The sequence below is a fragment of the Rhizobium laguerreae genome, assembly GCF_002008165.1.
GTDB classification, from domain to species: Bacteria; Pseudomonadota; Alphaproteobacteria; order Rhizobiales; family Rhizobiaceae; genus Rhizobium; species Rhizobium laguerreae.
The window spans coordinates 418843-444564 of record NZ_MRDM01000002.1; the positions used below are offsets into that span (position 1 = coordinate 418843).

27 protein-coding genes and 1 pseudogene are annotated in these 25722 nt (G+C 61.5%); 6 read left to right on the forward strand and 22 right to left on the reverse strand.

Annotation, left to right across the window (positions count from 1 at the left end):
* Positions 1–37 precede the first annotated feature (37 nt).
* Positions 38–1942, reverse strand: coding sequence for a putative bifunctional diguanylate cyclase/phosphodiesterase (locus BS630_RS02320; protein WP_077976119.1), 1905 nt, complete (start codon positions 1940–1942; stop codon positions 38–40).
* A 436-nt stretch (positions 1943–2378) separates the two neighbouring features.
* On the opposite strand from BS630_RS02320, the gene BS630_RS02325 reads away from it, so the two are divergent.
* Positions 2379–2732 (forward strand): hypothetical protein, encoded by a 354-nt coding sequence (locus BS630_RS02325; protein WP_183594461.1) that lies wholly within the window; start codon positions 2379–2381, stop codon positions 2730–2732.
* Positions 2733–2860: 128 nt separating this feature from the next.
* Complete coding sequence (locus tag BS630_RS02330; protein WP_077976121.1) at positions 2861–3376, forward strand: superoxide dismutase family protein; 516 nt, start codon at positions 2861–2863, stop codon at positions 3374–3376.
* A 108-nt stretch (positions 3377–3484) separates the two neighbouring features.
* On the opposite strand, the gene BS630_RS02335 is transcribed toward BS630_RS02330, so the two are convergent.
* From BS630_RS02335 to BS630_RS02370, 8 genes are all read right to left on the reverse strand, one after another.
* Positions 3485–4369, reverse strand: coding sequence for a mechanosensitive ion channel family protein (locus BS630_RS02335; protein WP_025393936.1), 885 nt, complete (start codon positions 4367–4369; stop codon positions 3485–3487).
* A gap of 58 nt (positions 4370–4427) precedes the next feature.
* Positions 4428–4958 (reverse strand): tyrosine phosphatase family protein, encoded by a 531-nt coding sequence (locus BS630_RS02340; RefSeq protein ID WP_077976122.1) that lies wholly within the window; start codon positions 4956–4958, stop codon positions 4428–4430.
* Complete coding sequence (locus BS630_RS02345) at positions 4955–5563, reverse strand: YfbR-like 5'-deoxynucleotidase (protein ID WP_017959775.1); 609 nt, start codon at positions 5561–5563, stop codon at positions 4955–4957. Before BS630_RS02345 ends, BS630_RS02340 begins: the two co-directional genes overlap by 4 nt.
* Positions 5560–6414, reverse strand: coding sequence for a CAF17-like 4Fe-4S cluster assembly/insertion protein YgfZ (ygfZ, locus tag BS630_RS02350; protein ID WP_077976123.1), 855 nt, complete (start codon positions 6412–6414; stop codon positions 5560–5562). Before ygfZ ends, BS630_RS02345 begins: the two co-directional genes overlap by 4 nt.
* 97 nt (positions 6415–6511) lie before the next feature.
* Positions 6512–7261, reverse strand: coding sequence for a hypothetical protein (locus BS630_RS02355; RefSeq protein WP_077976124.1), 750 nt, complete (start codon positions 7259–7261; stop codon positions 6512–6514).
* An 18-nt stretch (positions 7262–7279) separates the two neighbouring features.
* Entirely contained in the window at positions 7280–7537 is a 258-nt protein-coding gene (locus BS630_RS02360) for a hypothetical protein (RefSeq protein ID WP_003546972.1), read from the reverse strand.
* A 103-nt stretch (positions 7538–7640) separates the two neighbouring features.
* Positions 7641–8084, reverse strand: a complete 444-nt coding sequence (locus tag BS630_RS02365; RefSeq protein ID WP_027665234.1) for a TIGR02301 family protein — start codon at positions 8082–8084, stop codon at positions 7641–7643.
* Positions 8085–8118: 34 nt separating this feature from the next.
* Complete coding sequence (locus BS630_RS02370) at positions 8119–8535, reverse strand: NUDIX hydrolase (RefSeq protein WP_077976125.1); 417 nt, start codon at positions 8533–8535, stop codon at positions 8119–8121.
* Between the two features lie 72 nt (positions 8536–8607).
* Between BS630_RS02370 and BS630_RS02375 the strand changes: the two genes are divergently transcribed.
* Both BS630_RS02375 and BS630_RS02380 read left to right on the forward strand, forming a co-directional pair.
* A complete protein-coding gene (locus BS630_RS02375) occupies positions 8608–8928 on the forward strand; it encodes a YnfA family protein (protein ID WP_077976126.1) in 321 nt (106 codons plus the stop codon).
* A gap of 41 nt (positions 8929–8969) precedes the next feature.
* The gene (locus BS630_RS02380) at positions 8970–9734 is read left to right on the forward strand and encodes an SOS response-associated peptidase (RefSeq protein WP_077976127.1); all 765 of its coding nucleotides are present in this window, start codon (positions 8970–8972) and stop codon (positions 9732–9734) included.
* A 223-nt stretch (positions 9735–9957) separates the two neighbouring features.
* Here BS630_RS02380 and BS630_RS37230 read toward each other — a convergent pair whose 3' ends face one another.
* From BS630_RS37230 to BS630_RS02400, 5 genes are all read right to left on the reverse strand, one after another.
* A complete protein-coding gene (locus tag BS630_RS37230) occupies positions 9958–10104 on the reverse strand; it encodes a hypothetical protein (RefSeq protein ID WP_017959783.1) in 147 nt (48 codons plus the stop codon).
* Positions 10105–10429: 325 nt separating this feature from the next.
* On the reverse strand, positions 10430–11275 hold the full coding sequence (gene pssA / locus BS630_RS02385; RefSeq protein WP_077976128.1) for a CDP-diacylglycerol--serine O-phosphatidyltransferase: 846 nt from the start codon (positions 11273–11275) through the stop codon (positions 10430–10432).
* 79 nt (positions 11276–11354) lie between these two features.
* On the reverse strand, positions 11355–12113 hold the full coding sequence (locus BS630_RS02390; protein ID WP_260691447.1) for a phosphatidylserine decarboxylase: 759 nt from the start codon (positions 12111–12113) through the stop codon (positions 11355–11357).
* 73 nt (positions 12114–12186) lie between these two features.
* A complete protein-coding gene (locus tag BS630_RS02395; protein WP_077976129.1) occupies positions 12187–14064 on the reverse strand; it encodes an ABCB family ABC transporter ATP-binding protein/permease in 1878 nt (625 codons plus the stop codon).
* A 212-nt stretch (positions 14065–14276) separates the two neighbouring features.
* A complete protein-coding gene (locus BS630_RS02400) occupies positions 14277–16313 on the reverse strand; it encodes a LysM peptidoglycan-binding domain-containing protein (protein ID WP_077976130.1) in 2037 nt (678 codons plus the stop codon).
* A 154-nt stretch (positions 16314–16467) separates the two neighbouring features.
* On the opposite strand from BS630_RS02400, the gene BS630_RS02405 reads away from it, so the two are divergent.
* Positions 16468–17091: an LOG family protein gene (locus tag BS630_RS02405; protein ID WP_020049334.1), complete on the forward strand. Its 624-nt coding sequence runs from the start codon at positions 16468–16470 to the stop codon at positions 17089–17091.
* Between the two features lie 11 nt (positions 17092–17102).
* Here the strand turns inward: BS630_RS02405 and rarD are convergent, their stop codons facing one another.
* The 7 genes from rarD to cysS form a co-directional block, all read right to left on the reverse strand.
* Positions 17103–18014, reverse strand: coding sequence for an EamA family transporter RarD (gene rarD, locus BS630_RS02410; protein ID WP_077976131.1), 912 nt, complete (start codon positions 18012–18014; stop codon positions 17103–17105).
* Positions 18015–18220: 206 nt separating this feature from the next.
* On the reverse strand, positions 18221–19834 hold the full coding sequence (gene cimA, locus BS630_RS02415) for a citramalate synthase (protein ID WP_077976132.1): 1614 nt from the start codon (positions 19832–19834) through the stop codon (positions 18221–18223).
* A 182-nt stretch (positions 19835–20016) separates the two neighbouring features.
* Complete coding sequence (gene pip, locus BS630_RS02420; protein WP_077976133.1) at positions 20017–20979, reverse strand: prolyl aminopeptidase; 963 nt, start codon at positions 20977–20979, stop codon at positions 20017–20019.
* Positions 20976–21452, reverse strand: coding sequence for a GFA family protein (locus BS630_RS02425; protein ID WP_077976134.1), 477 nt, complete (start codon positions 21450–21452; stop codon positions 20976–20978). The genes pip and BS630_RS02425 overlap by 4 nt, the downstream gene beginning before the upstream one ends.
* Positions 21449–21937 (reverse strand): GFA family protein, encoded by a 489-nt coding sequence (locus BS630_RS02430; protein WP_077976135.1) that lies wholly within the window; start codon positions 21935–21937, stop codon positions 21449–21451. The genes BS630_RS02425 and BS630_RS02430 overlap by 4 nt, the downstream gene beginning before the upstream one ends.
* On the reverse strand, positions 21934–22410 hold the full coding sequence (locus BS630_RS02435; protein ID WP_077976136.1) for a GFA family protein: 477 nt from the start codon (positions 22408–22410) through the stop codon (positions 21934–21936). Before BS630_RS02435 ends, BS630_RS02430 begins: the two co-directional genes overlap by 4 nt.
* The gene (gene cysS, locus BS630_RS02440) at positions 22407–23798 is read right to left on the reverse strand and encodes a cysteine--tRNA ligase (protein ID WP_077976137.1); all 1392 of its coding nucleotides are present in this window, start codon (positions 23796–23798) and stop codon (positions 22407–22409) included. Before cysS ends, BS630_RS02435 begins: the two co-directional genes overlap by 4 nt.
* Before the next feature lie 437 nt (positions 23799–24235).
* On the opposite strand from cysS, the pseudogene BS630_RS02450 reads away from it, so the two are divergent.
* Positions 24236–24900 (forward strand): annotated as a pseudogene (locus BS630_RS02450) (glycoside hydrolase family 25 protein).
* 27 nt (positions 24901–24927) lie between these two features.
* Here BS630_RS02450 and BS630_RS02455 read toward each other — a convergent pair.
* Entirely contained in the window at positions 24928–25668 is a 741-nt protein-coding gene (locus tag BS630_RS02455; protein WP_077976139.1) for an SDR family NAD(P)-dependent oxidoreductase, read from the reverse strand.
* Positions 25669–25722 lie beyond the last annotated feature (54 nt).

Below are 25722 nucleotides of genomic sequence, written 5' to 3' on the forward strand. Positions count from 1 at the left end.
TAACGGCTTGCCGTGCGAGTCGCAATCGAGGGTGATCTCACCGCTTGGCTTTGGGAAGACGCGTCACGCCGCCGTTTTTCGGCGGCAGGGAGAGAAGATGAGGCACCTCACGCGCCGGTCTCGGCGGGCTGATGTGATAGCCCTGGATCTCGTCGCATTCCTCGCACTCGAGCAGCGCCAGCTGCTCGGCCGTCTCGACACCCTCGACGGTGACCCGCATGCCGAGCGCATCGCCGAGCAGGATGATCGCGTGCATGATCGCATGCGCTTCCTTGTTGTCGACGATGTCGTTGACGAAGGATTTGTCGATCTTGATCTTGTCGAAGGGGAAGCTCGAGAGGTAGCTCAGTGAAGAATAGCCGGTTCCGAAATCGTCCATCGAGATGTGGATGCCGCGCTCCTTCAGCGCATGCAGGATCGGCAGCACCTCGCTCAGATTTTCCATCAGCACGCTCTCTGTGATTTCGAGTTCAAGCCGCGACGGCGACAGCGTCGCGGCGGCAAGCGCCTCGCTGACATCCCGTGTCAGGTCGCTGCTGCTGAACTGGATCGCCGAAACGTTGACGGCGACCTTGATGCCCTCCGGCCATTGCGCTGCATCGTCGCAGGCCCGACGCAAAACCCAGCGGCCGATATCGACGACGAGGCCGACCTCTTCGGCAAGCGGAATAAAATCCATCGGCGGAACGCGGCCTCGGACCGGGTGGTTCCAGCGGATCAATGCTTCGAAGCCGCAGATGCGCCGCTGCGTGAGGTCGTAGAGCGGCTGATAATGCAGCTCGAATTCCTCTTTCTCGACGGCTGCCCTGAGATCAGCTTCCAGCGCGTGACGCAGCTGCATCTGCGCTTCCATCTCATTGGCGAAGAAGCGCTCACGTTTGCGCCCGTCGGCCTTGGCATGCGACAGTGCCACGCCGGCATTTTTCAGCAGGATATCGGTTTCCTCGCCATCATCAGGCGCGACCGCGATGCCCATCGAGACGCTGAGCTCCACCTGTTTGTCGCCGTGGAGGAATGGTTCGGAAAGCTCTCGGCGGATCTGGTCCGCCAGCGCCGTCACGTTCCACGGCTGCTGCCTGCCCGTCTGCAGAATGGCGAATTCGTCCGAACCGAGGCGCGACAGGATGTTTTCCGAACCGGCCGAGGCGCGGATGCGCTCAGCGACCTGCTGCAGGATCGTGTCGCCGGCCGACACGCCCATCATGTTGTTGATCGATTTGAACCGGTCGAGATTGAGGTGAACCAAGGCGATCTGCTCATCCGGCTTTCGTTCGGCAAGCGCGGCATCCACCTGCTCGCGAAAATGGATGCGGTTGGGAAGACCTGTCAGCGGGTCGTGGTGGGCGAGAAAGGCAATGCGCTCGGCTGCCCGCCGATCCTCGGTGACATCGGCATGGATGGCGATGCTGCTGCCGTCGGAAAGGATGGTCACCATGCTCTGTATGATGCGGTCGTCGTCCATCAACCATTCGCGCCGACGGATACTGCCGCGTCTTGCGGTTGCGGAGGACTGCAGCCTGGTCCGCCTGCCGGGTTTAGCGTCGGCGTTCTCCCTGCCGCGCATTTTGGCCGTGAGATTGGCGATTGTCGCGCCCGCGGTGACATCGTCCTCCGTCAAGCCGAAGAGCTGACGGAAACGGATGTTGGAAAGCGTCAGCCGCTGGTCGGCGTCGAAGACGCTGAGACCGAGCGGCAGGTTGTTGAGAATGATTTCGAAGAGTTTTGTCTGTCCGTCGAACGCCTGACTGAGGGCCGATATATTGCCTCTCAGTGCATGGTTTTCCCTCAGCAGCGTTTCTGCGCTTCTCTCGATTTCGTCATAGTCGCTTTCATGGACGCGATAGGTCGCGATCACCAGATCCATCAGGCGCTGCGCATCTATCGATCCATCGTCTGAGACGGACTGAGTGCATTGCTGCCAGAAAAGCGCTTCGGCTTTCATGTGGATGCGTCTTGCGCAGCAGCTGCCCCGGCCTCGGGCGGAGATGCCTTCGATTGACGTACGTGCATCATTACGCCGGACATGATAACCTTTCTCAGATGAACACAGAAATTGCTTCTTATAGCCGGACTGTCTGGTGGCAAAGCGTGACGCCCATTTTCTATGCCCCGAATTAATATTCGGTTGCAGTGCAACAGCGACGGGCACGTCCTCAGACAATTGTTTTGTATGTGAAAAACCGCTGAAATATGCGGGAAATCGGGTTGGCTGGCGCTGGCGGCAGGCGACCTCGCGGCGTTCCGTTAACTTTTGTCAATCATCGTTAATGAGAAGTTAACAACTTATTGACGCACTGCGCAAATCAGTTTAACCACCGAGTTAACACTGATTTTCCACCTTGGTATTGCGTGCAAACACCACCGGCAAAAGGCGGTGAATGGAGGTTTGTATGACCAGCACCCCATCCGTTTCAGACACCTCATACGCATATCTGGCGACACTGTCGCGGCTCGATGCCAACGGCGATGGCGTGCTCAGCCGCGGCGAACGTGCCGCCGATGAGAAGCCCGGCATCATCAAGGAACTTCTGGAAGACGATAAGGCCAGCGACACGCAGCCGAAATTTTCCGGCAGCCTGGTTGCGCTGATGATGGACACGCGTGACAGCGGCACGGCAAGCAGCATTGCCGTTCCCTATCCACTCCAGCAGGCCGCGCCGACGACCGATAATCAGTCCGACGATCTTTACCGCAAGACCTACGGCCAGTTTGATTTCGATGCCGTCGCCTGAACCGCGTCTCGATTCGGGCGATCTGCAAGCCGGCCGTTTGGCCGGCTTTTCTCGTTCGACGGTCTCTAATCAGGAACACCTTCCGGTTTGATACGTTCAGAAGGACAACCGGACGGAAGGAGATCTCCATGAAAGCCATGCGCACCATCGCCGCCTTGAGCCTGCTTGCGGTTGCATTGCCGGCAGGCGCTCAGGACAAGCAGACGGCGGTCGCCAATTTCGTCACCAAGGACGGCAAGGAAGACGGTCGCGCGCAACTGACGGCTGCTGCCAATGGCGGTGTCCTGATCGAAGTCGAGATATCGGGACTGCCGGCGAACAAATGGGTGGCCTTCCATGTGCATGAGACCGGCCGTTGCGACGCCGCGACCCATCACGAATCGGCGGGCGGTCATTTCGATCCTGAGAAGGCGGAGCATGGCATTCTTGCCGCCAAGGGTTCGCACGCTGGCGACATGCCCAATCAATATGTCGGACAGGATGGCGTGTTGCGGGCACAGATCTTCAACGGCATGGTCACGCTCGACGGCAAGACCGACGGCATTCGTGGCCGCGCATTGATGGTGCACGCCAATTCGGATGATTATCGGAGCCAGCCTTCGGGAGATGCCGGCGAAAGACTTTCCTGCGGCGTCGTCCAATAGCTTCGGCACAAGTCCTTTAATCGGGATCGATTGAGGGACAAAGCCATGCAGTAATTCAACCTGTGCACAGCGCCGCTGGTCTTAAAAGATCCGCGGCGCCGCAATGTCTCACTGTCGCGTCTGCGTCGGCTTTTCGGCGGTTGCCTTGCCGTTGGACTTTTTTGGTGGCGCGGCATCTGAAGCATCCGCATCAGCGACCGGTTTCTTGTCGAAGGCGAGTTTCACGCGCTTTACCATGTCACGGCTGACCAGCCACCAATCACCGGTCTTTGCCCAATAGCGCAGCGTTACGGAGATCGCGCCGTCGCCGAGGCTGTCGATGAAGACACTCGGTGCCGGCGACGTCAGCACTCTGGAATCGGCTCTGGCAAGGCCCATCAGCCTCTCCATCGCCAGATCGATGTCATCCTCATGGGCGACGCTGATTTTCAGCTCTTCACGCCGCGTGGGCTCGCGGCTGAAATTGGTAATCGGCGTGTTCCAGAGCGTCGAATTCGGCGCCAAGCGGTAGAGCCCGTCGCCAGTCCTGAGTTCGGTCGCAAACAGTCCGATTTCGCGCACCGTACCGGCCACGCTGCTGGTCTCGATATATTCGCCAACGCGGAACGGTCTGAGGATCAGCAACATGATACCGGCCGCGATATTCTGCAGCGTCCCTTGCAGCGCCAGCCCGATCGCCAGGCCGGCTGCGCCGAGCGCCGCGATGATCGAGGCGGTCTGAACGCCGAATTGGCCGAGCACGGTGATGAACACCAGGATCAGCAGCGCATAGCGCACGACATTGGTGAAGAAGCGTGCCAACGTCTCGTCGATGCCGTGGATGCGCGACAAGCCCTCATAAGCCCAGCGGCTGACGAAGCCGGCGAGCGTCCAGCCGATGACCAGCAGGATTAACGCCCCCAGGATTGAGAAGGAATATTGGACTGCGAGCGCGCTTGCTTGGCTGAGTGCCGTGCGGGTGGCGAGGAAGACGTCGGCTGCTTGTTGTTCCATGATCAGGCTCTGTCGATTGTTCGTGGTCGGGGCCTAGATGGAGCGGCCGGCGGCAGCGTCAACCGCAGGCGGCGTCTCGGATCGCAAGCACGAAGGGCGCATTGCCGTCGGCATCGGCACCGCGTCCGATTGCCCGCACCGCCGCGACCAGCCGGCCGCTGCGGCCGAGCAGCGCGTCACCGATCTCGATCAGCCGGGCATTCGGCGTCGCGAAGGGCGAGGCGGCCCGCAGCCGGCGGGCAAGCGTTTCCTCGCTCTGATCGGGTGCCAGCGACAGCGCGGCAATGAGCGCTGCGGCCGGCGATCGCGACACGCCCATCCAGCAATGGATGAGCAGCGGCGTCTCCTGCCGCCATGAAGCGGCAAAGTCGATAATCCCCTGCACATGCGTCTCGTCAGGCGCCACGAGATCGCCGGTGCCCTTGAAGACGATATCGTTCATAGCAAGTGTCAGATGGCGCTCGGCCGCGATCACGCCCGGCCGGTGAAAGGCCTGCTCCTTGGCGATCAGGCTGATCATGTCGCGCGCCTTGTGGCGCACCGCCATTTCCGCGATGCGCGACAGCGGCGAGACGACGATGAAGGTCACGATACCATCTCCCGTTCGACCTCGATCGCCGCAAAGCGCTCGCAAAACAACCGCTGCGCTTCGACCGCCGGCAGGGGCTCGATCATCAGCATGTCCTTGCTGATTCCGCGTGGCTGGCCGAAGAATTTCTGTGCCTCGGCGGGTGTGAAACCGGCCAGCACGGTCGCCTCGAAATAAGCGGCGATCGTGTCGGCCTTCTTGATCCGGTCCTTGAGATCGCGCGAGGGATGCGGCGGCAGGCCGAAGCGCAGGTGCACGGCGGCCTCCAGCCGCTTTTCCACCGTCTTGTAGCCGCCGCCGACCACCGATTTGAACGGCGAGATCATGTCGCCGATCACATATTCGGGTGCATCGTGCAGCAGCGCCATCAGGCATTCCTGCGGCCGCGCATCGTTGAAGCGACGGAAGATATCCTCGACGACGAGACTGTGCTGGGCCACCGAAAAAGCATGATCGCCTGAGGTCTGGCCGTTCCAGCGGGCCACGCGCGCAAGCCCGTGAGCGATGTCGATGAGTTCGACGTCGAGCGGCGAGGGGTCCAGCAGGTCGAGCCTGCGCCCGGACAGCATGCGTTGCCAGGCACGCGGAGCTTTCGTCGTTGTCACGCGCTGGCCTCGTCGGCGCTGGCTGGAAAGACGAGACCGGACCATGCCGGTAGGACGAGGGAAACAGGCGTGTCGCCGGCGAGCAGCGGCGTGCCTGCTGCCATCGCCGCGCCGGCGCGGTCGATGCGCACGATCGCAAGTCCATTGCCGCCGTGAACCGAACCGAGGGTTCCCACAGGCTTGCCGGCGGCGGTAATCTCCGTCCCGGTTCCCGGCAGATCCGTTGCGGCGGACACCGTCACGACGCGCCGGCGCGCAGTGCCGCGATGCTGCATGCGTGAGACGACCTCCTGGCCGACATAGCAGCCTTTCCTGAAGGAGAGGCCGCCGTTGAAATCCATCAACACATCATGCGGGAAAGCGTCCTGCAGGGCGAAGTCAGATCCTGATGTGACGATGCCGTGGCGGATGCGTAGCACGTCGTAGAGCGCTTCTGCACCATCGCCCTGTCTTCCTGCCCGGCGGGTCAGGGTGACGCCCGCCTTGGCGAAGCGGCTGTCTCGGGCGCCCTGGCTGCCCCGGGCGCCCTCGGCATCCTCGCCCCAGGAAACGGTAACGCCTTCTTCGGTGCTTGGCGCAAGTGTGACGGCGGCGCGCAGCTTGTACATCGTCAGCCGTTTCAGCAGGCCATCGCGCTGGCCGGCATCGGTCTCGATCATGTAACCGTCGCCGTCCTGCCAGATCATGAAGTCGAACAGGATCTTGCCCTGCGGCGTCAGCAATGCCCCGGGCCGCGCCTCGTCGGCGCCGAGCGCGGCGATATCGGTGGTGATCAGGTTCTGCAGGAAGGATTGGGCTTCCGCTCCGCTGACGAAGAGCAAGGAGCGGTCTTTCAGGAATACGGCTGGCATGGCGGAACCTGTCGCGTTGGTTATCGCTCAGAGGTATGTCTTCATGAGGTGGATCGCAAGCGCCATGCGAACGTGAAAAGCGCAGGCGAGACGGGCATCAATCGCCCGCTGTGAAGAATTTCCATTTACCCTCGGGCGTAATACCGAGGCGATAGAAATTATATCCGCCGAATTCCTGCATGTCGGAGAGATCGCCGGCCGTGACGATGCGCAGCAGCTCGACGCGCTCCGGCGGTGTCAGCGACTTCAGGTCCTTCTCGGCAAAATAGGGCCAGACATACATGTCGTCGGGCGTGCCCTGGCCGACATGCACGAAGCCGGTCGAGATGATGTCGAGCATGATGGCAAGGATCTCGTCGCCATCAGGATCGCCCGACAGATCCTTCAGCGTGCCGATCGGATCGTCGGTCGGTTCGCCCACAGTCACCTGCGTCTGGTCGGCGCCAGTGCCCATCAGCGGCCGCAGCCGCTCGAGATCGCCGGATGCGGCCGCCTCGACGATCTGCTCGCGCATCTTGCGAACCGGCTCTGGCACCTTGCTGATATCGTAGATCACCTCGGTGGGCTTGGAATTGTCCTGAGCGCCCGGCGTCTTGTCGACACCCTGATTGCTCTGGCTGTTGACCAGCGGGTCGGCCATGGGAACGCCGGGAGTGGTCTGCGGCTGGCTCTGTCCCTGAGCGCTTCCCTGTGCAGGCGTCTCGTTGGCCGCCTGGCCAGGGATCTTGTGCAGTTCGGAAAGCGCGTAGGCTGCCGGCGCAAGGAAAACATTGCCGGCGGCGAGGCTGAACGCAAGCAGCACCGGCGCGAGCGAAATTCGCGAAACTTTCTCTTTACCGGTGTGCATCAAACTCTCTGACAACAATTATTGCAGGGTGCGGTTCGCGGAGAATTCGCCGGCAAGCATGCGCTCACGCAGCGAATCCAGCAGGGCTTCGGCGCTCTTTTCCCCATGCAATCTGATCGTCTCGCGTAGCGCATGTGCAATGGCAGCATCAGCGATGATTTCAGGCTCGATCCCGTCGGCCATGCCGTCGGCCCAAGCCTCGTTCTGGTACTCCAGAGCTGCCTGCATCTTTTCGTGGACGATCATGTCGTCGATGTCGTTGAGGCTTGCTTCCATTGTCTTTTCCTCAGAACTTCTCATGTCTTACTGCACCGTTAACAACACTAACAGCCTTTTCCCAAAACGACACGTCCGCTTGCGAAAACAGGTTAATTAAACGTCAATTTCCAAAGCGCGAGGTAATTTCTGTGGCAAGTGTTGCACCTTCGTTACGGTAGCGCTCTTCTGCCACGATGGCCGCCGGGGTGCAATCCGTATAGACCGAGGCGAAGGCGCGATAGCCGCGATTGAAGGCTGCTGTCAGCTTTTCCTTGCGCTGCGGCTCGTTGCCGGTCTCCGAATCGAGCAGCTGCTGCATGCCGTTTCGCCAATCGTCGCCGCCCGCCGCCTTGCAGAGCGTTCTGAGATAATGGACCGAGCCCAGCACCTCGGCGAACCGCGCCAGCTTGTCGTCATAGGGCACGCTCACGATCGGCGGGGCAATCTCCTCTTCCTGTGGAGGCGGCGTATTCTTGCCCTGCGCCATCGTGGGGCCGGCGAGAACGAGCAGGGACAGAAAAACGCGTCGAACGGGAATCATGCTCACAGTTGATACGCTCAGCATGACGGCAACAAGGCGTGCTTCAAAGTTTCCACGTCTATTCGCCGCCCGCCAGCCGCTCCGCGCATTCGAGCACGCTCTGCGGTACGGGCAATTGCCGGATTTCCTCGACCGTGTACCAGCCGAGGGCTGCCGCATCGTCGGCAGCTTCCGCCACTGCATCCCGATCCGCATCGACGCGAAAGACCGACAGCAGGAAATGGCTCTTGACGCTGCCGTCGGCCGCATGCGTTTTCAGGTCGTAGGTCGAAAACAGCCGCGGATTACGTGCCGAAATGCCGGTCTCTTCATGGAGTTCGCGCAATGCCGTTTGCTCCGGAGTTTCGCCGGGTTCAGCCCGTCCGCCGGGAAAGGCATACATGTCCGCGGAAGGCGGGTTGCGCCGCAACACGAGGAGGAATCGGCCGTCGCGTTCGAGAATGGCGGAGGAGGCGGCTTTGGCGGTGGAGATCATCGGAGGCTGCTCTTGCTGTGATGGCCCATCTTATCGGAGGAATAGTGCGACGGGGATTCGAAAGGTGCTTCCGTGACTTACATCATTTTTGCGTTTGCTGCCCTCTTCGAGATCGCCGGCTGCTTTGCCTTCTGGGCATGGCTGAAGCTCGAAAAGTCAGTCTGGTGGCTGGCGCCGGGCATGATCTCCCTGGCGCTTTTCGCCTGGCTTCTGACGCTGGTGCCGAGCGAGGCCGCCGGCCGCACCTTCGCAGCCTATGGCGGCATTTACATCCTCGCTTCGCTGCTCTGGCTGTGGCTGGTCGAAGCCCGCGTGCCGGATCGTTACGATATCGGCGGTGCGCTGATCTGCCTTGCCGGCGCCAGCCTCATCCTCTTCGCGCCGAGAGGCTGAGGCGTCTTGACGGAGTACCAGCCGGGTGTAAAGACAGGCCGATGTGTGGACGTTTCGCCCTGACAGTCTCCAGCGTCGACCTGAGCGACGTCTTCTCCGGTCTCGATCTCGACGATTTTCCGGCGCGCTACAACATCGCGCCGACGCAGCCGATCCTCGTCGTCATATCAGGCGAGGGCAGGGAGCAGGGAAGCAACTTGGCCGACCGGCGCGCCGTGCTCGTGCGCTGGGGGCTCACTCCGGGCTGGGTCAAAGATCCGAGAGATTTCCCGCTGCTGATCAACGCGCGCGCAGAAACCGCAATCGGTAAAGCCTCCTTCCGCGCCGCCATGCGGCATCGCCGCGTGCTCATTCCGGCCTCCGGTTTCTATGAATGGCATCGCCCGTCGAAAGAAAGCCGCGAGCTGCCGCAGGCCTACTGGATCAGGCCGCGTCAGGGTGGGATCATCGCCTTTGCCGGGCTGATGGAGACATGGTCTTCTGCCGACGGCTCCGAGGTCGATACCGGCGCGATCCTGACGACATCGACCAATTCAGCCATATCAGCGATCCACGATCGCATGCCTGTCGTCATCAGACCTGAGGATTTCACGCGCTGGCTCGACTGCAAGACGCAAGAGCCACGCGAGGTGGTCGACCTGATGCAGCCGGTTCAGGATGATTTCTTCGAGGTCGTGCCGGTCTCCGACAAAGTCAACAAGGTTGCCAACATGGGTCCCGACCTGCAGGAGCCGGTTGTCATCGAAAAGCCGTTGAAGGCGCCCGACAAGCAAAAGCCTGACGACGGCCAGCTCAGCTTCTTCTGAACACTGTCCGCCGCACCAGCCGGCCCGTAGGCGACCTATCGGCGCCGACGTGTCACATTGGCGGTGGCCATGCATCGCTTCGTCCAACAGGTTTTTCGGGTTGTGCTTATGTCGCCGGAGCGTTGTCAGGAGATTCCGGCGATCGCCTCTCGTCATTCACTTGGTCAGCGGTGCCTGACGGATGTAACCCGAGAGCACGCATGCTTCCAATTTGAAGCCTTCTTCAAGCGGATTTTTTGACGCTGGTTGGCTTATGCTTCGCCATCAGCGATGCTGCGGCAACAGCCTTCAGGCCGACGGGGCGATAGTTGGCGGCGAGGTCTGGCTTGGCCGCTTGCTGTTCGCCGGTACTGCTCGTCTTCGAAGTCACGATACTCTCCTTACGTGGTTCTTCCCTGGGCATTTTATAGTTTGATGTTTCGTCACGAATAGCGACAAAATGGGGGCGTAGCTCATCAGGATTTGTAAACGCGCACCATAATTCGCGAGGCTTAACTGAAGCCTACGTTGGTTAATACTTACTGAAGAGAGCAGTTCCAATAAAAGTGCGAAAGCGGTTTTCTCGGCAAAATGCGGAACAGCCGGATAAGCGCACGGTTTTCTCCGGGGAAAACCTGCGCTTTTCCCAAGTATCCCTCAGAACGAAGAGAGAGAAGCATTTCCATCATTTGGAGAAATCCGGAAATGCTCGGTGATCAGATGTGCCGGCCGATATCGTCGTCGCCGATGCCGGGTTCCTCGATCGTTAATGTCCCGTATTTCCGCCGCCATTTCCGCGCGCCGAAGGGAAGCGATATGAGGTAGGCGGCGACGGTGAAGACCATCACCTCCCAGGTGTAGCTCATCAGCAGAGCCACATAGAGCACGACACCGAGCATCATCGGCAGCACGAGATCGCGCCGCAAGCGGTTGCCTTCCGCTTTTCCCGACCAGACCGGCAGCCGGCTGATCAGCAGGAAGGCGATGAGCACGGTGTAGATCGACGAGAGATAGGCGAAGGTGCGGTCCGTCGCCAGCCCGAGGAAGCCGAGATAGACCGGCAGCAGCACCAGCATGGCGCCGGCCGGCGCCGGCACGCCGACGAAATATTCCGATTGCCAGCTCGCCTTGTTCTCGCGTTCGGCCATGACATTGAAGCGGGCAAGGCGAAGCCCGGCGGCGATCGCATAGATCAGGGCGGCGATCCAGCCGAGCGAGCGCGCCTGGTCGAGCGCGAAGACGTAGACGACGAGGGCGGGTGCGACGCCGAAATTGACGATGTCGGCAAGCGAATCCATCTGCGCGCCGAACTTTGAGGTTGCTTTCATCAGCCGTGCCACGCGCCCGTCGATGCCGTCGAGGAAGGCGGCGAGCAGCACCATGGAGACGGCGAGCTCATAACGGTTCTCGAAAGCCAGCCGGATGCCGGTCAACCCGGCGCAGATCGCCAGAATGGTGATGAGATTTGGAAAGACGAGCCGGAGCGGGATTTCGCGCAGACGTGGGCCGCGGGCGGAATCATCTGGCCCATTGGGCTCGAAAGGCGGAAAAGGCGTTTCCATATCGCGTTCCAATCGTTCCTAAGGCAATTCCTGCAACAGTGCGTAGCGCTTCTGCACTTCCGTGAAAAGCTGAACCGCTCTAGCTGCGGCGGCTGATGACGGGACCCTTGGCGGAGGCGAATTCGGCGATGACGGTTTCTCCCGCAACCGCCGTCTGGCCGAGCGAGACGCGTGGCGCAGCACCGGCGGGCAGGAACACGTCGAGCCGCGAGCCGAAACGGATCAGCCCGAAGCGCTCGCCGGCATCCACCGGCTCGTTGGGGTTTGCCCAGCAGAGGATGCGCCGCGCGACGAGGCCGGCGATCTGCACGACGCCAATCTGGCCGTGCTGGGTTTCGATCACCAGCCCGTTGCGCTCATTGTCTTCGCTCGCCTTGTCGAGCTCGGCGTTGACGAAGCTGCCGGAGCGGTAGTTGATGCTGACGATGCGCCCGCGCATCGGCGCCCGGTTCACATGGCAATTGAAGACGTTCATGAAAACGGAGATGCGCAGCATCGGCTCGGAGCCGAGGTTGAGCTCGGCCGGCGGGGTCACCATCTGGATCGCCGAGACCTTGCCATCGGCGGGGGAGATCACCAGGTCGTCATCCTGCGGGGTCACGCGCTCCGGATCGCGGAAGAAATAGGCGCACCAAAGTGTGAAGATCATGCCGATCCAGAAGAGCGGCTTAAAGATCCAGCCCAGGACAAGCGACGCGACGAAGAAGGCGGCAACGAAGGGATAGCCCTCCTTGTGCACGGGGACGATCGTGTTGCGAACCGTGTTGAACAGGCTCATGGCTGCCGGTCTCCTTGCGTTTTCATTTTTGCTGTTAGCGAAAAACCGTCTCTGGGGCAATGCTGTGGCCTCGGCCCTGGTTCCCGCGCCGGGGTTCTAAACAACAAAAGCCGGCCGGCGTCGGCTTCCGCTGTCAGCTTGCCGGAGCAAGCCGCGTTATCACGCCGAGGTCGTCGCTTTCGCGCACCTGCTTCAGATGTTCCTCCGCCTGTGTCGCCTCGCGCTGGCGGTTCCACATCGAGGCATAAAGGCCGTTCATTTCGAGGAGGGCGGCATGTGTTCCGCGCTCGGCGATCTCGCCGCTTTTGAGCACGATGATTTCATCGGCGCTGATGACAGTCGAAAGCCGGTGGGCAATAACAAGCGTCGTGCGGTTCTTCGAAACCAGGTCGAGTGCCTCCTGGATTTCCCGCTCCGTTGTCGTGTCGAGCGCCGATGTCGCCTCGTCGAGGATCAGGATCGGTGGCGCCTTGAGGATGGTGCGGGCGATAGCCACCCGCTGCTTCTCGCCGCCCGAAAGCTTCAGCCCGCGCTCGCCGACCTTGGTTTCGAAGCCCTCGGGCAGCGTTTCGATGAAATGCGCGATCTGCGCCACCTCGGCGGCGGCAAAGACCTCGCCGTCGCTGGCCGATGTGCGGCCATAGCGGATGTTGTAGGCGACCGTGTCGTTGAAGAGCACGGTATCCTGCGGCACCATGCCGATCGCCGTACGCAGGCTCTTCTGCGTCACCGTGCGGATATCCTGACCGTCGACGGTGATTGCGCCGCTCTGGATATCGTAGAAACGATAGAGCAGGCGCGACAGCGTCGATTTGCCCGCACCGGACGGGCCGACGACGGCGACCGTCTTACCGGCCGGCACCTCGAAGGAAATGCCCTTCAGGATCGGACGGGCCGCATCATAGGCGAAGTGCACGTCCTTGAAGGAGATCGCGCCCTTGCCGATCCGAAGTTCCGTCGCATCAGGCGCGTCTTTGACTTCGGTCTGCACCTCAAGCAAATCGAACATCTGCTCGATATCGGTCAGCCCCTGGCGGATTTCGCGGTAGACGAAGCCGATGAAGTTGAGCGGTACGGAAAGCTGCAGCAGCATCGAATTGACGAAGACGAAATCGCCGACCGTCTGCTCGCCGCGCTGCACGGCCAGCGCCGACAGCACCAGCATGATGGTCGTGCCGATGCCGAAGATGACGCCCTGGCCGAAATTCAGCCAGCCGAGCGAGGTCCAGACATCGGTCGCCGCCTTCTCGTAGCGTTCCATTGATTTGTCGAAACGCTTTGCCTCCATCTCCTCATTGCCGAAATATTTGACGGTCTCGAAATTGAGGAGAGAGTCGATCGCCTTCGTGTTGGCGTCGGTATCGCTGTCGTTCATCGACCGGCGGATGGCGATGCGCCAGTCGGATGCCCGGATCGTGAACCAGATATAGGCCCAGACAGTAAAGGCGGTAACGGCGAGATAGGAGAAGCCGTAGCCCCACCAGAAGATCACCGCCGTCAGCACGAATTCGATGACGGTCGGGACCGAATTGAGGATCGTGAAGCGCACGATCGTCTCGATACCCTTGGTACCGCGCTCGATGATGCGCGACAGCCCGCCGGTCTTGCGCTCGAGATGGAAGCGCAGCGACAGCTCGTGCATGTGCACGAAGGTCCTGTAGGCGAGCTGGCGCACCGCATGTTGTCCGACGCTGGCAAAGAGCGCGTCGCGCAGCTGGTTGAGGCCGAGCTGGATCAGCCGGGTGATGTTATAGGCAATCACCAGCGCGATGGCGCCGGCCAGCAGCGATGGCACTGAGCCGGCAAGATCCATCCTGCCGTTCAGCGCATCGGTCGACCATTTGAAGAAATAGGGAACGAGCAGCAGTACGAATTTGGAGATCAGCAGGTAGACCGAAGCCCAGACGACGCGCATTTTCAGGTCGGGCCGGCCGGCCGGCCACATATAGGGCCAAAGGTTGAGAAGCGTCTGCGGCAGGTTGGATTCCGAGACTGTCTTGCCGTTTGCCATGCTTGTCTCCAGCCCGGATGAGCTTGCCGCGATTGCGGCGATTCGATGGCGGCAGGAGCCCGGAACCGGGACCTACCTGAAAGCGCTTCCCATATCCCGTAGCCGCCACCGCCAGATAGGGTGCCGGGCGGACGAATACAACAATTGCTGGCGTAAGGAAACGACGAGGCCGGGCGCTTATCCCGCCCGGCCTCGTCGCGTTGTTTTGCAGCTTAGAGATGCTGGCCGGACATGCGCTTGCGGTGCAGCTCTTCGGCATTCGGCAGGACATCCTTCGGCAGGCCGAAAATCTGGCCAGGGCGGATGCGATCGGGATTGATGATCTTGTCCTCGTTGGCGATGTAGATCGTCGTGTAACGAACGCCGAGGCCATAGGTGCGGCGCGAGATCTGCCACAGCGTGTCGCCGCGGCGAATGATGACCGCCGCATTGTTTGCCGTCAGCGGCGCCTGTTCGATCGTCTTCGGCTGGTTGCTTCCGACATCGTTTGCAGATGGCGTTGCCGGCGCGGGTGCAGCGGTGAGTTCGGCGATCATCCCGCCCAGTTTTTCGAGCGCGGCGCCGACGGACTTCGCATCCCCAGGCAGGCCCTGCAGCAGCTTCAGCGCATTGCCGGCGACCTGCGAGGCCGAGCCGGACGTTTGCCTGAAGGCACCGGGCGCATCGGGCGCCGGGCGGAAGTCGGCGACCGAGCGTAGCGCGAACTCCGTTGCCGAGCGCGCCGCCGCAAGCTGTTCGGCGCCGGGCAGCTTGCCATCGGCAAACAGCCCCTTCAGCAGGCCAAAGGCCTTGCCGACTTCGGCTTTGAGTTTGCCGAGTTCGCCTTCGTCGAGCAGCACCATCGAGGAAGCGCCGTTGGTGTCGGCGGGGACCGATTGCGCGGCGACCCTCACCTGATCGCCGGCCGGGCGATTGAAATTCACCGCCGCGCGCACGATCACCTTGCCTGCGGGATCGACGACATCGACGCGGATCTTATGGTCGCCGACCGAGAGCGCCACCACACCGTCGATGACGAAATGGCCATCGGAGCCGGCTGTGTCCTGGCCGACGAGGCTGTCGTCGGCATAACCGATGACCTTGGCATTGGAGCGCGTCGTGCCGGCAATGAAGATCTTGTTGCCTTCGATCTCGACGGCATTGACCATCACGTCGGGCACATTCGTCTTATCCGGTGCTGCGGTGCCGGGAATGGCCGGTGCCGTATCAGCGCTACCGGAGGGGGTATCGGTGAGGTTCGGCGTCTGCAGCGCCAGCTCGCCGGTTGGTGCAGGCGTAGCCGAGCTTTCGCCGGTTGCCGGCTTGTCCGCAGGCGGCGCCATCGGGTTGGAAGCATCGGCAACTTCGGTTCCGGCCTTCGGCGCGGTGATGATGCGGCTCGCCGCGCCGGGTTTGGAAACCATGGCGAGCAGATTGGCACCATTGCCGTCCTTCGGCACGGAAATGGTCGCGACTTCTTCGGAAAGCGTGCTCTTGCCGTCCTTGCCCGTGAACTTGAGCACGAGCTGGTGGTCGCCGGCCGGAAGCGGATCGTCGAGAACGGCAGCAAAATCGCCGCTCGCATCGACATTGGCCGTCGTCACCACCTTCTCGCCGTCGAGCACCTCGAGCTTGCCGTTCGGTTCGGCGGAACCGGCAATCACCGTCGATCCGTCGGGCTCGACGCGCAATACGTCGAAGGCCGGAAGCTTCGGGCCGGTATTTTCCGCTGCCGTATTCGCCCCAGGGGCGGTCTCCGGCGCACCGGTCAGCGCAACCTCGGCCTTGGCGATTGCGGCAAGCGCATCGGCGATGTTCTCGGGCAGCGACCGGACGATGGCGAGTGCCTTCGCGCCACCGACCTTGGCCTTGGCGGCAAGGGTCTGGGTCGCGGGATCGAGGCCCTCGGGAATGGTGAAATCGGCAAGCGCGGTCAGCGCGTTCACGGCCTTGGTCTTGGCGGCAGTGAAGACATCGATGGCCGGACCTTTGCCGTCGGCAAACAGCGCCTTGAGCTCGCTGAGCGATACGCCGGCATCGGCCGAAAGGCGACCGACCTGGTCGGCGACCGCAGCCGCGTCGCCCACGGCGGAGCGCGATGTCTTTGCCGCCTCGTTAACCGTGTTCTTGACCTCCGTGCTCGCCTGGTTGATGGCATCGCCGACCTTGGTTGCATCGCCGCCGATGCGCGGCATGACGACAAACACCATCAGTAGGATTGCGATTGCGAGGACTGCAAGAGCCAGCAAGCCGGCACGGTTCTTCATCATTATGTCTCCCAGAGCGGCAATTTGCCGTAGTAACCAAAATTGCTAGCGATTCCCGTTGCTTTTCACAAGCATTCAAAGCAATTCGGCAAGCTAGGCACGCTGCTTTTCAGTCAATTTTCTTGACTGCATTGAAATGGAATAGTTGTTTGCCTCTATGACCGAACAATCTGTATCGATTCGATCCATCTGCGTTTACTGCGGCTCCAGGCCGGGAGGCGATCCTTCCCACATGGCGGCCGGGCGTGCTCTCGGAAGAGAGATCGCCGAATACGGCCTGCGCCTCGTCTATGGCGGGGGGACCAAAGGCATCATGGGCGCGGTTGCCAGCGGCGTGCTTTCAGGCGGCGGTCAGGTCACGGGCATTATCCCCGAATTCCTGATCGATATGGAAGCGACTCGCCACTCGCTCGGTCAGCTCAACGAACTCATTGTAACCCCTGACATGCATGCGCGCAAACACACCATGTTCGAGCGCTCCGATGCCTTCGTCGCGCTGCCCGGCGGCATCGGTACGCTGGAGGAGATCGTCGAGATCATGACCTGGGCGCAGCTCGGCCGCCACGAGAAGCCGATGGTCTTTGCCAACGTCAACGGTTTCTGGGATCCGATGATGGAACTGATGCGCCATATGACCGAAGAAGGCTTCCTGCACACCGCCCACCGGGTGCAGCCGCTCGTCGTCGACGAGATCTCCGGCATCATTCCGGCGATCATGGCCCAGGCAGCCCAGCTCGCCGCCGACCGTGACGGCGAGGACGAGGTGATTTCGAAGATGTAGGTCTGTTGCCTTTAGCGCCCCCGGCTTCCCTTCAGCATCGACCAGCTATAGAGGAACAGCCCCGCCCAGATCAGCGGGAAGGCGATCATGCGCGCCGTGCCGAATGGCTCGTGGAAGACGAAGACCGCGATCAGGAAGATCATCGTCGGCGCGATATACTGCATGATGCCGATCGTTGAGAGTTTCAAGAGCTTGGCGCCGTTTGCATAGATCATCAGCGGCACGGCGGTGATGACGCCGCAGCCGAGCAGCAGGGTCGTATCTGCAAGACCGGTGCGGTAGAGGTGGCCCTGGCCGCCGAATTCGAGATAGAGGATGTAGAGGAGGGCGGGCCCGCTGAGGATCAGCACTTCGAGGAAAAATCCCTGGTTCGGCCCGAGCGGCAGCGTCTTGCGCAACAGGGCGTAAAAACCCCAGCTGACCGCCAGCGTCAGCGCCACCCACGGGATGCCGCCGCTGTCCAGTGCGAGAATGGCGACGGCAAGTGCTGCAAGCGCGATCGCGGCGATCTGCAGCGGCTGCAGCTTTTCCTTGAGGAACACCGCGCCGAGGAAGATGCTGAACAGCGGATTGATGAAATAACCGAGTGCTGCATCGAGCGAATGGCCGGCGCCGATCGCCCAGACATAGGTGCCCCAGTTGACGGTGATCAGCGACGCGGTCAGCGCCGCCATCGCCAGCATGCGCGGCGACCTGAGTGCTGCGCGGATGTCCTGCGTGCGCCCGAGCACGATCAGCACGATGCCCGCCAGCGGCAGCGACCAGACGATGCGATGGGCGATCACCTCGGCCGGCGTGATATGCGCCACCGCCTTCATGTAGATCGGCAGGAAGCCCCAGAGCAGATAGGCCGTCAGCGCGAAGGCGAACCCGCGCGGACTGTCTTCGTTCTTGGCCAACGGAACGGATGCATCGGTCGACATCGGTGTTTCCATCTTTGTTCTTCTTCTGATCCGGCCTAACTTAAGCGCCGTGAATAGGCCAATTCATTTCGTTGAATGAAGGGTGAGAGGATTTGAATCGGGAGACGACGCGATGATCCGGCTCCCTGCGCTGGAAGGCGGAGTCCGAAGGAAGCGAATAATATTCGGGCGAGGGCTGGGACCCGTCGCCGAGCCGCGGAATAGGTTTATTCCGCCGCGATCTTGCCCGCCAGCTGCCGGTTCTTCATCAGCTTGTAGATGACCGAATCCATCAGCGCCTGGAACGAAGCGTCGATGATGTTCTCCGAGACGCCGACGGTCCACCAGCGTACACCGTCGCTGTCGGTGGATTCGATCAGCACGCGGGTGATCGCCTCCGTGCCGCCATTGAGGATACGCACCTTAAAATCGGCGAGCACCAGATCGTCGATCTCGTGCTGGTACTTGCCGAAATCCTTGCGCAGCGCGAGGTCGAGTGCGTTGACCGGGCCTTCGGCATCGGCAACCGACATCAGCGTCTGGCCGTCGATGGTGATCTTGACCACCGCCTCCGAGACGATCTTCACTCGGCCGAGACTGTCGAAGCGGCGCTCTATCATCACGCGGAAGCCTTCGATGGTGAAGAATTCCGGGATCGTGCCGAGCGTGCGGCGCGCCAGCAGCTCGAAGCTCGCATCCGCGCCCTCATAGGCATAGCCGATGGATTCACGTTCCTTGACGATCGAGATCAGCAGGTCGAGCTTCGGATCGTCCTTGGCGACCGCGATGCCGCGCCGTTTCAGCGCATTGATGAAGTTTGCCTTGCCGCCCTGGTCGGAGACCATGACCTTGCGGAAGTTGCCGACGGTTTCCGGCGGCACGTGTTCATAGGTCCGCGGATCCTTGAGCAGCGCCGATGCATGAATGCCGGCCTTGGTGGCAAAGGCGGAAGCGCCGACATAGGGCATCTGGTGGTCGGGCGAGCGGTTGAGGAGCTCGTCGAAGGCATGCGAGAGCCGGGTGAGGTTGAGCAGCCGCTCCTCGTCGATCGTCGTTTCGAAACGTGTGTTGTAGGCGCTCTTCAGCGCCAGCGTCGGGATCAGCGTCACCAGATTGGCATTGCCGCAGCGCTCGCCGATACCGTTGAGCGTGCCCTGGATCTGCCGGACGCCGGCGTCGACCGCGGCAAGCGAATTGGCGACCGCCTGGCCGGTGTCGTTATGCGCATGGATGCCAAGACAGTGGCCGGGAACGCCTGAGGCGATCACCGCCTCGACGATGGCGCGCACCTCGGGCGGCTGCGTGCCGCCATTGGTGTCGCAGAGCACGACCCAGCGGGCGCCGCTCTCATAGGCCGTCTTGGCGCAGGCGAGCGCATAGGCCGGATTGGCCTTGAAGCCGTCGAAGAAATGCTCGCAATCGACGATCGCCTCCTTGCCCGCGCCAACCGCCGCCTTGACGCTTTCGGCGATGCATTCGAGGTTTTCCTCGTTGGTGCAGCCGAGCGCCACCGCGACGTGATAATCCCAGCTCTTGGCGACGAAACAGATGGCGTCGGATTTTGCCTGCAGCAGCCCGGCAATGCCGGGATCGTTGGAGACCGAAACGCCGGCCCGCTTCGTCATCCCGAAGGCGACGAAACTGGCCTGGCTGGTGCGCTTCTCGCTGAAAAAAGCGGTATCCGTCGGGTTGGCGCCGGGATATCCGCCCTCGACGTAATCGAGGCCGAATTCGTCCAGCATGGCGGCGATCGCAATCTTGTCCTCGACGGAAAAATCGATGCCGGGCGTCTGCTGCCCGTCCCGGAGTGTCGTGTCGAAGAGATAGATGCGTTCTTTCATGTCGTTTCCTCCCGCCAGGCGGGTTGTTATGAAGTGCGGATGCTGCCCCTCATCCGGCTGCCGCCACCTTCTCCCCGTTATGACGGGGAGAAGAAACATGCCGCACCGTATCGCGGAGCACGTCCCCTCTCCCCGCGGGCGGGGAGAGGGTTAGGGTGAGGGGCTGCCCCCAATGCCAACGATCAGTCTTGCTTCCCGGCGAACTTATCCGTCGCCCGGATCAGCTGATCGAGAATCCCCGGCTCCGAATAGGCATGGCCCGCGCCCTCGATCAGGTGGAACTCTGCCTTCGGCCAGGCCTTGTGCAGCAGCCAGGCATATTTGGCCGGACAGGGCATATCGTAGCGTCCATGTACGATGACGCCCGGAATATCCCTGAGCCTGCCGGCATCGCGGATCAACTGTCCCTCGTCCATCCAGCCGGCATGGACGAAGAAATGGTTTTCGATGCGCGCAAATGCATAAGCGAATTCCGGCTCCTCGAACTTGCCGCTCGTCGAAGGTTCCGGCAGCAGTGTGATCGTTTCGCCTTCCCAGATGCTCCAGGCCTGCGCGGCCTCAAGGCGCACGTTCCTGTCCTCATGCGTCAGGCGACGATGATAGGCATGCATCATCTCATGCCGCTCTTCCCTAGGAATGGGAGCGATGAACCGCTCCCACTTGTCAGGGAACATTTCCGAGACGCCGAATTGGTAGTACCAGTCGAGCTCGGCCTTGGTCAGTGTGTAGATACCGCGCAGGATGAGCTCGGACACGTGCTCCGGATGCGTCTCGGCATAGGCGAGCGCCAGCGTCGAACCCCAGGAGCCGCCGAACACCTGCCAGCTGTCGACGCCGGCCATCTCGCGCAGCCGCTCGATATCGGCGACGAGGTGCCAGGTCGTGTTGGCATGGAGTTCCGCATGCGGCGTCGACCTGCCGCAACCGCGCTGGTCGAACAGCATGACGTCGTAGAGAGCGGGATCGAAAAGCCGGCGATGGGCGGGTGAGATGCCGCCGCCCGGACCGCCATGCAGGAAGACGGCAGGCTTGGCGCCTGGTGTGCCCGAGCGCTCCCAATAGATCACATGGCCGTCGCCGACATCGAGATGGCCGGAAGCATAGGGCTCGATTTCGGGATAGAGCGTGCGCAACATCTCGGTCATATCTTCACGCCTTTCGCGGGCCAGACTTCTGTGTCGTGGTCGGGATGCTGGAAGGAGATGATAGCCTCCTGTCGTGCGTAGAAATCCTGATCCTTCAGCACCGGCGCCTCGAAGATTTTCTCGACCCAGGGCAGGCGGGCCTCGTAGTTGACCTGGATCAGCGGAGCGAGGTCGCTGCGATCGTCGAATGTGCCGATCGCAAGCTCCAGCCCGCCTGGATGGCGATAGGTCATCGGCGTGCCGCAATTGCTGCAGAAGCCGCGTTCGATATTGACCGAGGACTGGAAATAGCTCGGCTCGCCGCGCGTCCAATCCATCCCTTCCTCAGGCGCGGTAACGAGCGCGGAGAAGAAGCCGCCGAACTGCTTTTGGCACATGCGGCAATGGCAGATCGAAGGTCGCCCCAGTCTGCCTGAGATGCGGAAGCGCACAGCGCCGCACTGGCATCCGCCTGTCTTTATCGTGTCCGTCATGAGGTTTCTCCGAGGGGCCATTTTTGCGTGTCGTGGTCGGGATGCTGATGGTTGCTTGCCGTGATCGCGTTTTCACGGTCGGACGTTTCAGGCTGTGGCTCCAGCGGCAGGCCGTCGAGCGCATGAAACCAGGACATCTTGCGGCCGGTATTCGATTGCATCACCGGCTTGACCGTATCGGGCTCGTCGAGCGAGCCGAGAGTGATGTTGATGAAGTCCGCTTCGGGAATATCGTAGAACAGCGGCGTGCCGCAATCGCCGCAGAAACCGCGCCGCACCAGATCCGAGGACTGAAACCATTTCGGCGCGCCGCGCGTCAGCTCAAAATCCTTACGCATGGCTGCTGCAAGCGGCAGAAAATAATTGCCGGCGGCTTTCTGGCACATGCGGCAGTGGCAGATGTGTGGGTAGCCGAGCTCGCCGCTGGCCCGATAACGGACCGCCCCGCACTGGCATCCGCCCGTCTGCTTCGCCACGCCGGTCAAGTGCGATCCTCCGGCGGCCAGACCGGCGTATCGTGGTCGGGATGCTGATAGGAAACGAGTTCGCTGAGGAAGGAGCCTGCAGCCAGATCCGCCTCGGTTCGCTCTCCGGGCAATTCGTGCAGATGATCGACGAAGCCGATCTTGCCTTCCACGCCCCATTGAATGGTCGGAGGAAGGGATGACGGATCGTCGAATGCGCCTGCAGCTACCGCCACTCCATCCGGCGCCTCATAGGTGAGCGGCGTGCCGCAATCGCCGCAGAAGCCGCGCTCGACGAAATTGGAAGAGCGGAATTTTTTCCGCTCTCCGCGTGTCCATTCGAAATCGGCGCCGCGCACCGAGACCAGCGGCGCATAATAGGCCCCGAACGCCTTCTGGCACATGCGGCAATGACAGATCGACGAATCCTTGATGTCGCCGCTGACGCGGAAACGGATCGCTCCGCATTGGCAGCCACCGGTATAGGTCGTCATCTCTTGACCTCCCACGTCGTCACGCGCTCGCCGGTCACCGGATCCTTGCCGTCCTTCAACTGGATGCCCTTCGCCGTCAACTCGTCACGGATCTTGTCGGCCTCGGTGAAGTTCTTCGCCTTCAGCATTTCGAGACGCATCGCGATCAGCGCATCGACTGCCGATGCGACGGCTTCGTCGATTTCCATCTTTTTCGGCAACAGGCCCAGAAGGTCGGCGGTTGCGGCAAAGACGGCACGGGCTGTGGGATCCGCATGGGCAGCCTGGGCCAGCGCATGCAATGCCTGCACCGCCGCGACAGTATTGAGGTCATCGGAAAGCGCGTTCAGCACGGTTTCATCGGGCGCCGCATCGCCGGCTTCTGCCGCCGGCCACTTGGCGAGCAGCCGTTCGGCTTCTTCCAGCCGCTTGATCGAAAAATCGATCGGCTCGCGGTAATGCGTCATCAGCATGGCAAGGCGCAGCACCTGGCCCGGCCAGCTGCGGCCGCCGAAGATGTCCGTGTGCAGCAACTCGTGGATGGTGACGAAATTGCCTTCGGATTTCGACATCTTGCGGCCTTCGACCTGCAGGAAGCCGTTATGCATCCAGACGTTCGCCATCACCTCGGTGCCGTGGGCGCAGCGCGACTGGGCGATCTCGTTTTCATGATGCGGGAAGATCAGATCCAGCCCGCCGCCGTGAATGTCGAAGACATCGCCGAGATAACGCTTGCTCATCGCCGAGCATTCGATGTGCCAACCGGGCCGGCCGCGGCCCCACGGGCTCTCCCAGCCGGGCTCGTTGTGGCTCGACAGCTTCCAGAGCACGAAATCACCCGGATTCTTCTTGTGCGCGTCGACGGCGATGCGGGCGCCGGCCTGCTGCTCGTCGAGCGGGCGCTTCGAAAGCTGACCGTAATCCGCCATGGATTTGGTGTCGAACAGCACTTCCCCCGATGCGACATAGGCGTGACCGTTGCCGATCAGCTTCTCGATGATCTCGGTCATCTCAACGATATTGTCGGTGGCGCGCGGCTCGAAGCTCGGCTCCAGGCAGCCGAGTTCGGCGACATCCGCGTGATATTGCGTCTCGGTCTTTTCCGTGACCGCGCGGATCGCTTCATTGAGCGGCAAGCCCGGATGGTCGCGAAGCGCCCGCGCATTGATCTTGTCGTCGACGTCGGTGATGTTGCGGGCATAAGTGACGTGATCTTCGCCATAGGCATGGCGCAGCAGCCGGAACAGCATGTCGAAGACAATGGCTGGCCGGGCATTGCCGATATGAGCGAAGTCATAGACGGTCGGGCCGCAGACATACATGCGGACATTGTTGGGATCGATCGGCGAAAAGACCGATTTTTCCCGCGTCAGCGTGTTGTACAGCTTCAGTTCCGGCGTCGCGTCCATTTCACTCTCCCAAAGGCATGATCAGAAAAATATCGCGACCGGCGGACCGGGGCGTTTCGCATCTTGACTATTTGGGAGACGAAAACGGCCGGGCCAGCGCTCGCGCTAGCGAATAATCTTCCGGCAGATAATGCAGATAACCGTTTTCATGGCGGGTTTTATGGCCCGGTTCGCGCCTCCGGTCAAGGGGGCGAAGAGCGATCCAGCGGCAACGGGATCCATCTATCCGGTGAATCGATGGCAGCAACCAACGTCTTTGAAACCCATTGGCGCGCTCTTGAAATTCGTCCGCCATTTTCGGAGCACAAATCTCGCATAGCCAGTTGAGAAGCTGTTGAAAATAGGGGGAAGGGATGCGGAGACTTGCCCGATCGACGATCGGAGCGACTGCGGTTCTGGCGGTCGCATTCGCTGTATATTTCGCATACTACTTCGGGATGCTTCGCTTCAACAATCCCTCTCTGAGCACCTATCCAATCCAAGGCATCGATGTCAGCCATCACCAGGGCGATATCGATTGGAAGGTTGTTGCCGCGCAGCCGAATGTCCGTTTCGCCTTCATGAAGGCGACCGAAGGCGGAGACCATCGGGATTCCAAGTTCGCCGATAACTGGCAGCGCGCCGGAGATGCTGGAGTGGTCAGGGGCGCTTATCATTTCTTCACCTTCTGCCGTCCGGGCAAGGATCAGGCGCAGAATGTCCTGGCGACCGTGCCGAAGGAGCAGGGAACTCTGCCGATCGCCGTCGATCTGGAGTTTGTCGGCAATTGCAACAGGATCCCGACGCTCGAGGAAATGGTTGCCGAGGTGAACGCCTTTTTCATCGAGCTGAACGGCACCTTTCCGAAAAGCCTATTTTCTACGTCACGCAGGAGTTCTTCGATCAATATCTGAAAGGCAATGAATCACGCTTCCCCGACCACTATCTGTGGCTGCGCAGCGTGTTCAGAGAACCGAGGCAGGAAGAGTGCAGCCGTTGGTCGATCTGGCAATTTGCCGATAACGGCACCTTGGACGGTATCCAGGGACCGGTTGACCTCAATGCACTATGCCCGTCGGAAACGGGCCTGGCGCATCTGTTCCCCGCCGTTGCAGCGAATTGAAACGTCCGGCCTATCTGAAACGCCGGCCTATTCGGGCAGGCGATAATCGACGAGCTTGTTCTCCCGAACGATGAACAGCTTGCCCGTCTCCGTCACACCAGGCCCCAGCAACGGCAGGATTGCCTTTGCGACCTCGGAGGGATGCGGCAGCGTCTGCGGATCTTCGCCGGGCACCGCCTGCGCCCGCATCGCCGTGCGTGTCGCCCCCGGATCGACGCTGGTGACCCGCAGCGGGGTGCTTTGGCTCTCGCCGGCCCATGTGCGCGCCAGCGCTTCGACCGCAGCCTTGGAAGCGGAATAGGCGCCCCAGAAGGGGCGGCACTTGTGGGCGGCACCCGAAGACAGGATCACCGCGCGGCCGGCATCCGAGCGGGCAAGCAGCGGGTCGACCGAGCGGATCAGCCGCCATGTCGCGGTGACATTGATAGTCATCACCTTCTCGAACACTTTCGCTTCGATATGGCCGATCGGCGAAATGACGCCGAGCACGCCGGCATTGGCGACGAGGATGTCGAGCTTGCCCCAGCGCTCGAAGATCGAGCCGCCGAGCGCATCGATCGCATTCATGTCGGAAAGGTCGAAGGGCACGAGGGTCGCCGTGCCGCCGACGGCCTTGATTGCATCGTCGAGATCCTCGAGCCCGCCGACCGTGCGCGCGCAGGCAATCACGTGGGCGCCGGCTTTGGCAAGTTCCAGCGCCGTGAAATAGCCGATGCCGCGCGACGCACCGGTGACGAGTGCGATCTTGCCCTCAAGATTGATATTCATGATGTCGTGTTCCCTCACGAAGGGAGAGGGGTGCGATGCACCCCTCGGGATGGA

Excerpts from the sequence above, each read along its gene's own strand:
- BS630_RS02355 (WP_077976124.1), bottom strand. The coding sequence starts at position 7,261 with ATGCACACCGGTAAAGAGAAAGTTTCGCGAATTTCGCTCGCGCCGGTG.
- BS630_RS02370 (WP_077976125.1), bottom strand. The coding sequence starts at position 8,535 with ATGATCTCCACCGCCAAAGCCGCCTCCTCCGCCATTCTCGAACGCGAC.
- cimA (WP_077976132.1), bottom strand. The coding sequence starts at position 19,834 with ATGAAAGAACGCATCTATCTCTTCGACACGACACTCCGGGACGGGCAG.
- BS630_RS02330 (WP_077976121.1), top strand. The coding sequence starts at position 2,861 with ATGAAAGCCATGCGCACCATCGCCGCCTTGAGCCTGCTTGCGGTTGCA.
- BS630_RS02320 (WP_077976119.1), bottom strand. The coding sequence starts at position 1,942 with ATGAAAGCCGAAGCGCTTTTCTGGCAGCAATGCACTCAGTCCGTCTCA.
- BS630_RS02360 (WP_003546972.1), bottom strand. The coding sequence starts at position 7,537 with ATGGAAGCAAGCCTCAACGACATCGACGACATGATCGTCCACGAAAAG.
- BS630_RS02380 (WP_077976127.1), top strand. The coding sequence starts at position 8,970 with ATGTGTGGACGTTTCGCCCTGACAGTCTCCAGCGTCGACCTGAGCGAC.
- pip (WP_077976133.1), bottom strand. The coding sequence starts at position 20,979 with ATGACCGAGATGTTGCGCACGCTCTATCCCGAAATCGAGCCCTATGCT.
- BS630_RS02365 (WP_027665234.1), bottom strand. The coding sequence starts at position 8,084 with ATGCTGAGCGTATCAACTGTGAGCATGATTCCCGTTCGACGCGTTTTT.
- BS630_RS02395 (WP_077976129.1), bottom strand. The coding sequence starts at position 14,064 with ATGGCAAACGGCAAGACAGTCTCGGAATCCAACCTGCCGCAGACGCTT.
- BS630_RS02325 (WP_183594461.1), top strand. The coding sequence starts at position 2,379 with ATGGAGGTTTGTATGACCAGCACCCCATCCGTTTCAGACACCTCATAC.
- ygfZ (WP_077976123.1), bottom strand. The coding sequence starts at position 6,414 with ATGCCAGCCGTATTCCTGAAAGACCGCTCCTTGCTCTTCGTCAGCGGA.
- pssA (WP_077976128.1), bottom strand. The coding sequence starts at position 11,275 with ATGGAAACGCCTTTTCCGCCTTTCGAGCCCAATGGGCCAGATGATTCC.
- BS630_RS02425 (WP_077976134.1), bottom strand. The coding sequence starts at position 21,452 with ATGACGGACACGATAAAGACAGGCGGATGCCAGTGCGGCGCTGTGCGC.
- rarD (WP_077976131.1), bottom strand. The coding sequence starts at position 18,014 with ATGTCGACCGATGCATCCGTTCCGTTGGCCAAGAACGAAGACAGTCCG.
- BS630_RS02335 (WP_025393936.1), bottom strand. The coding sequence starts at position 4,369 with ATGGAACAACAAGCAGCCGACGTCTTCCTCGCCACCCGCACGGCACTC.
- BS630_RS02405 (WP_020049334.1), top strand. The coding sequence starts at position 16,468 with ATGACCGAACAATCTGTATCGATTCGATCCATCTGCGTTTACTGCGGC.
- BS630_RS02455 (WP_077976139.1), bottom strand. The coding sequence starts at position 25,668 with ATGAATATCAATCTTGAGGGCAAGATCGCACTCGTCACCGGTGCGTCG.
- BS630_RS02435 (WP_077976136.1), bottom strand. The coding sequence starts at position 22,410 with ATGACGACCTATACCGGTGGCTGCCAATGCGGAGCGATCCGTTTCCGC.
- BS630_RS02400 (WP_077976130.1), bottom strand. The coding sequence starts at position 16,313 with ATGATGAAGAACCGTGCCGGCTTGCTGGCTCTTGCAGTCCTCGCAATC.
- cysS (WP_077976137.1), bottom strand. The coding sequence starts at position 23,798 with ATGGACGCGACGCCGGAACTGAAGCTGTACAACACGCTGACGCGGGAA.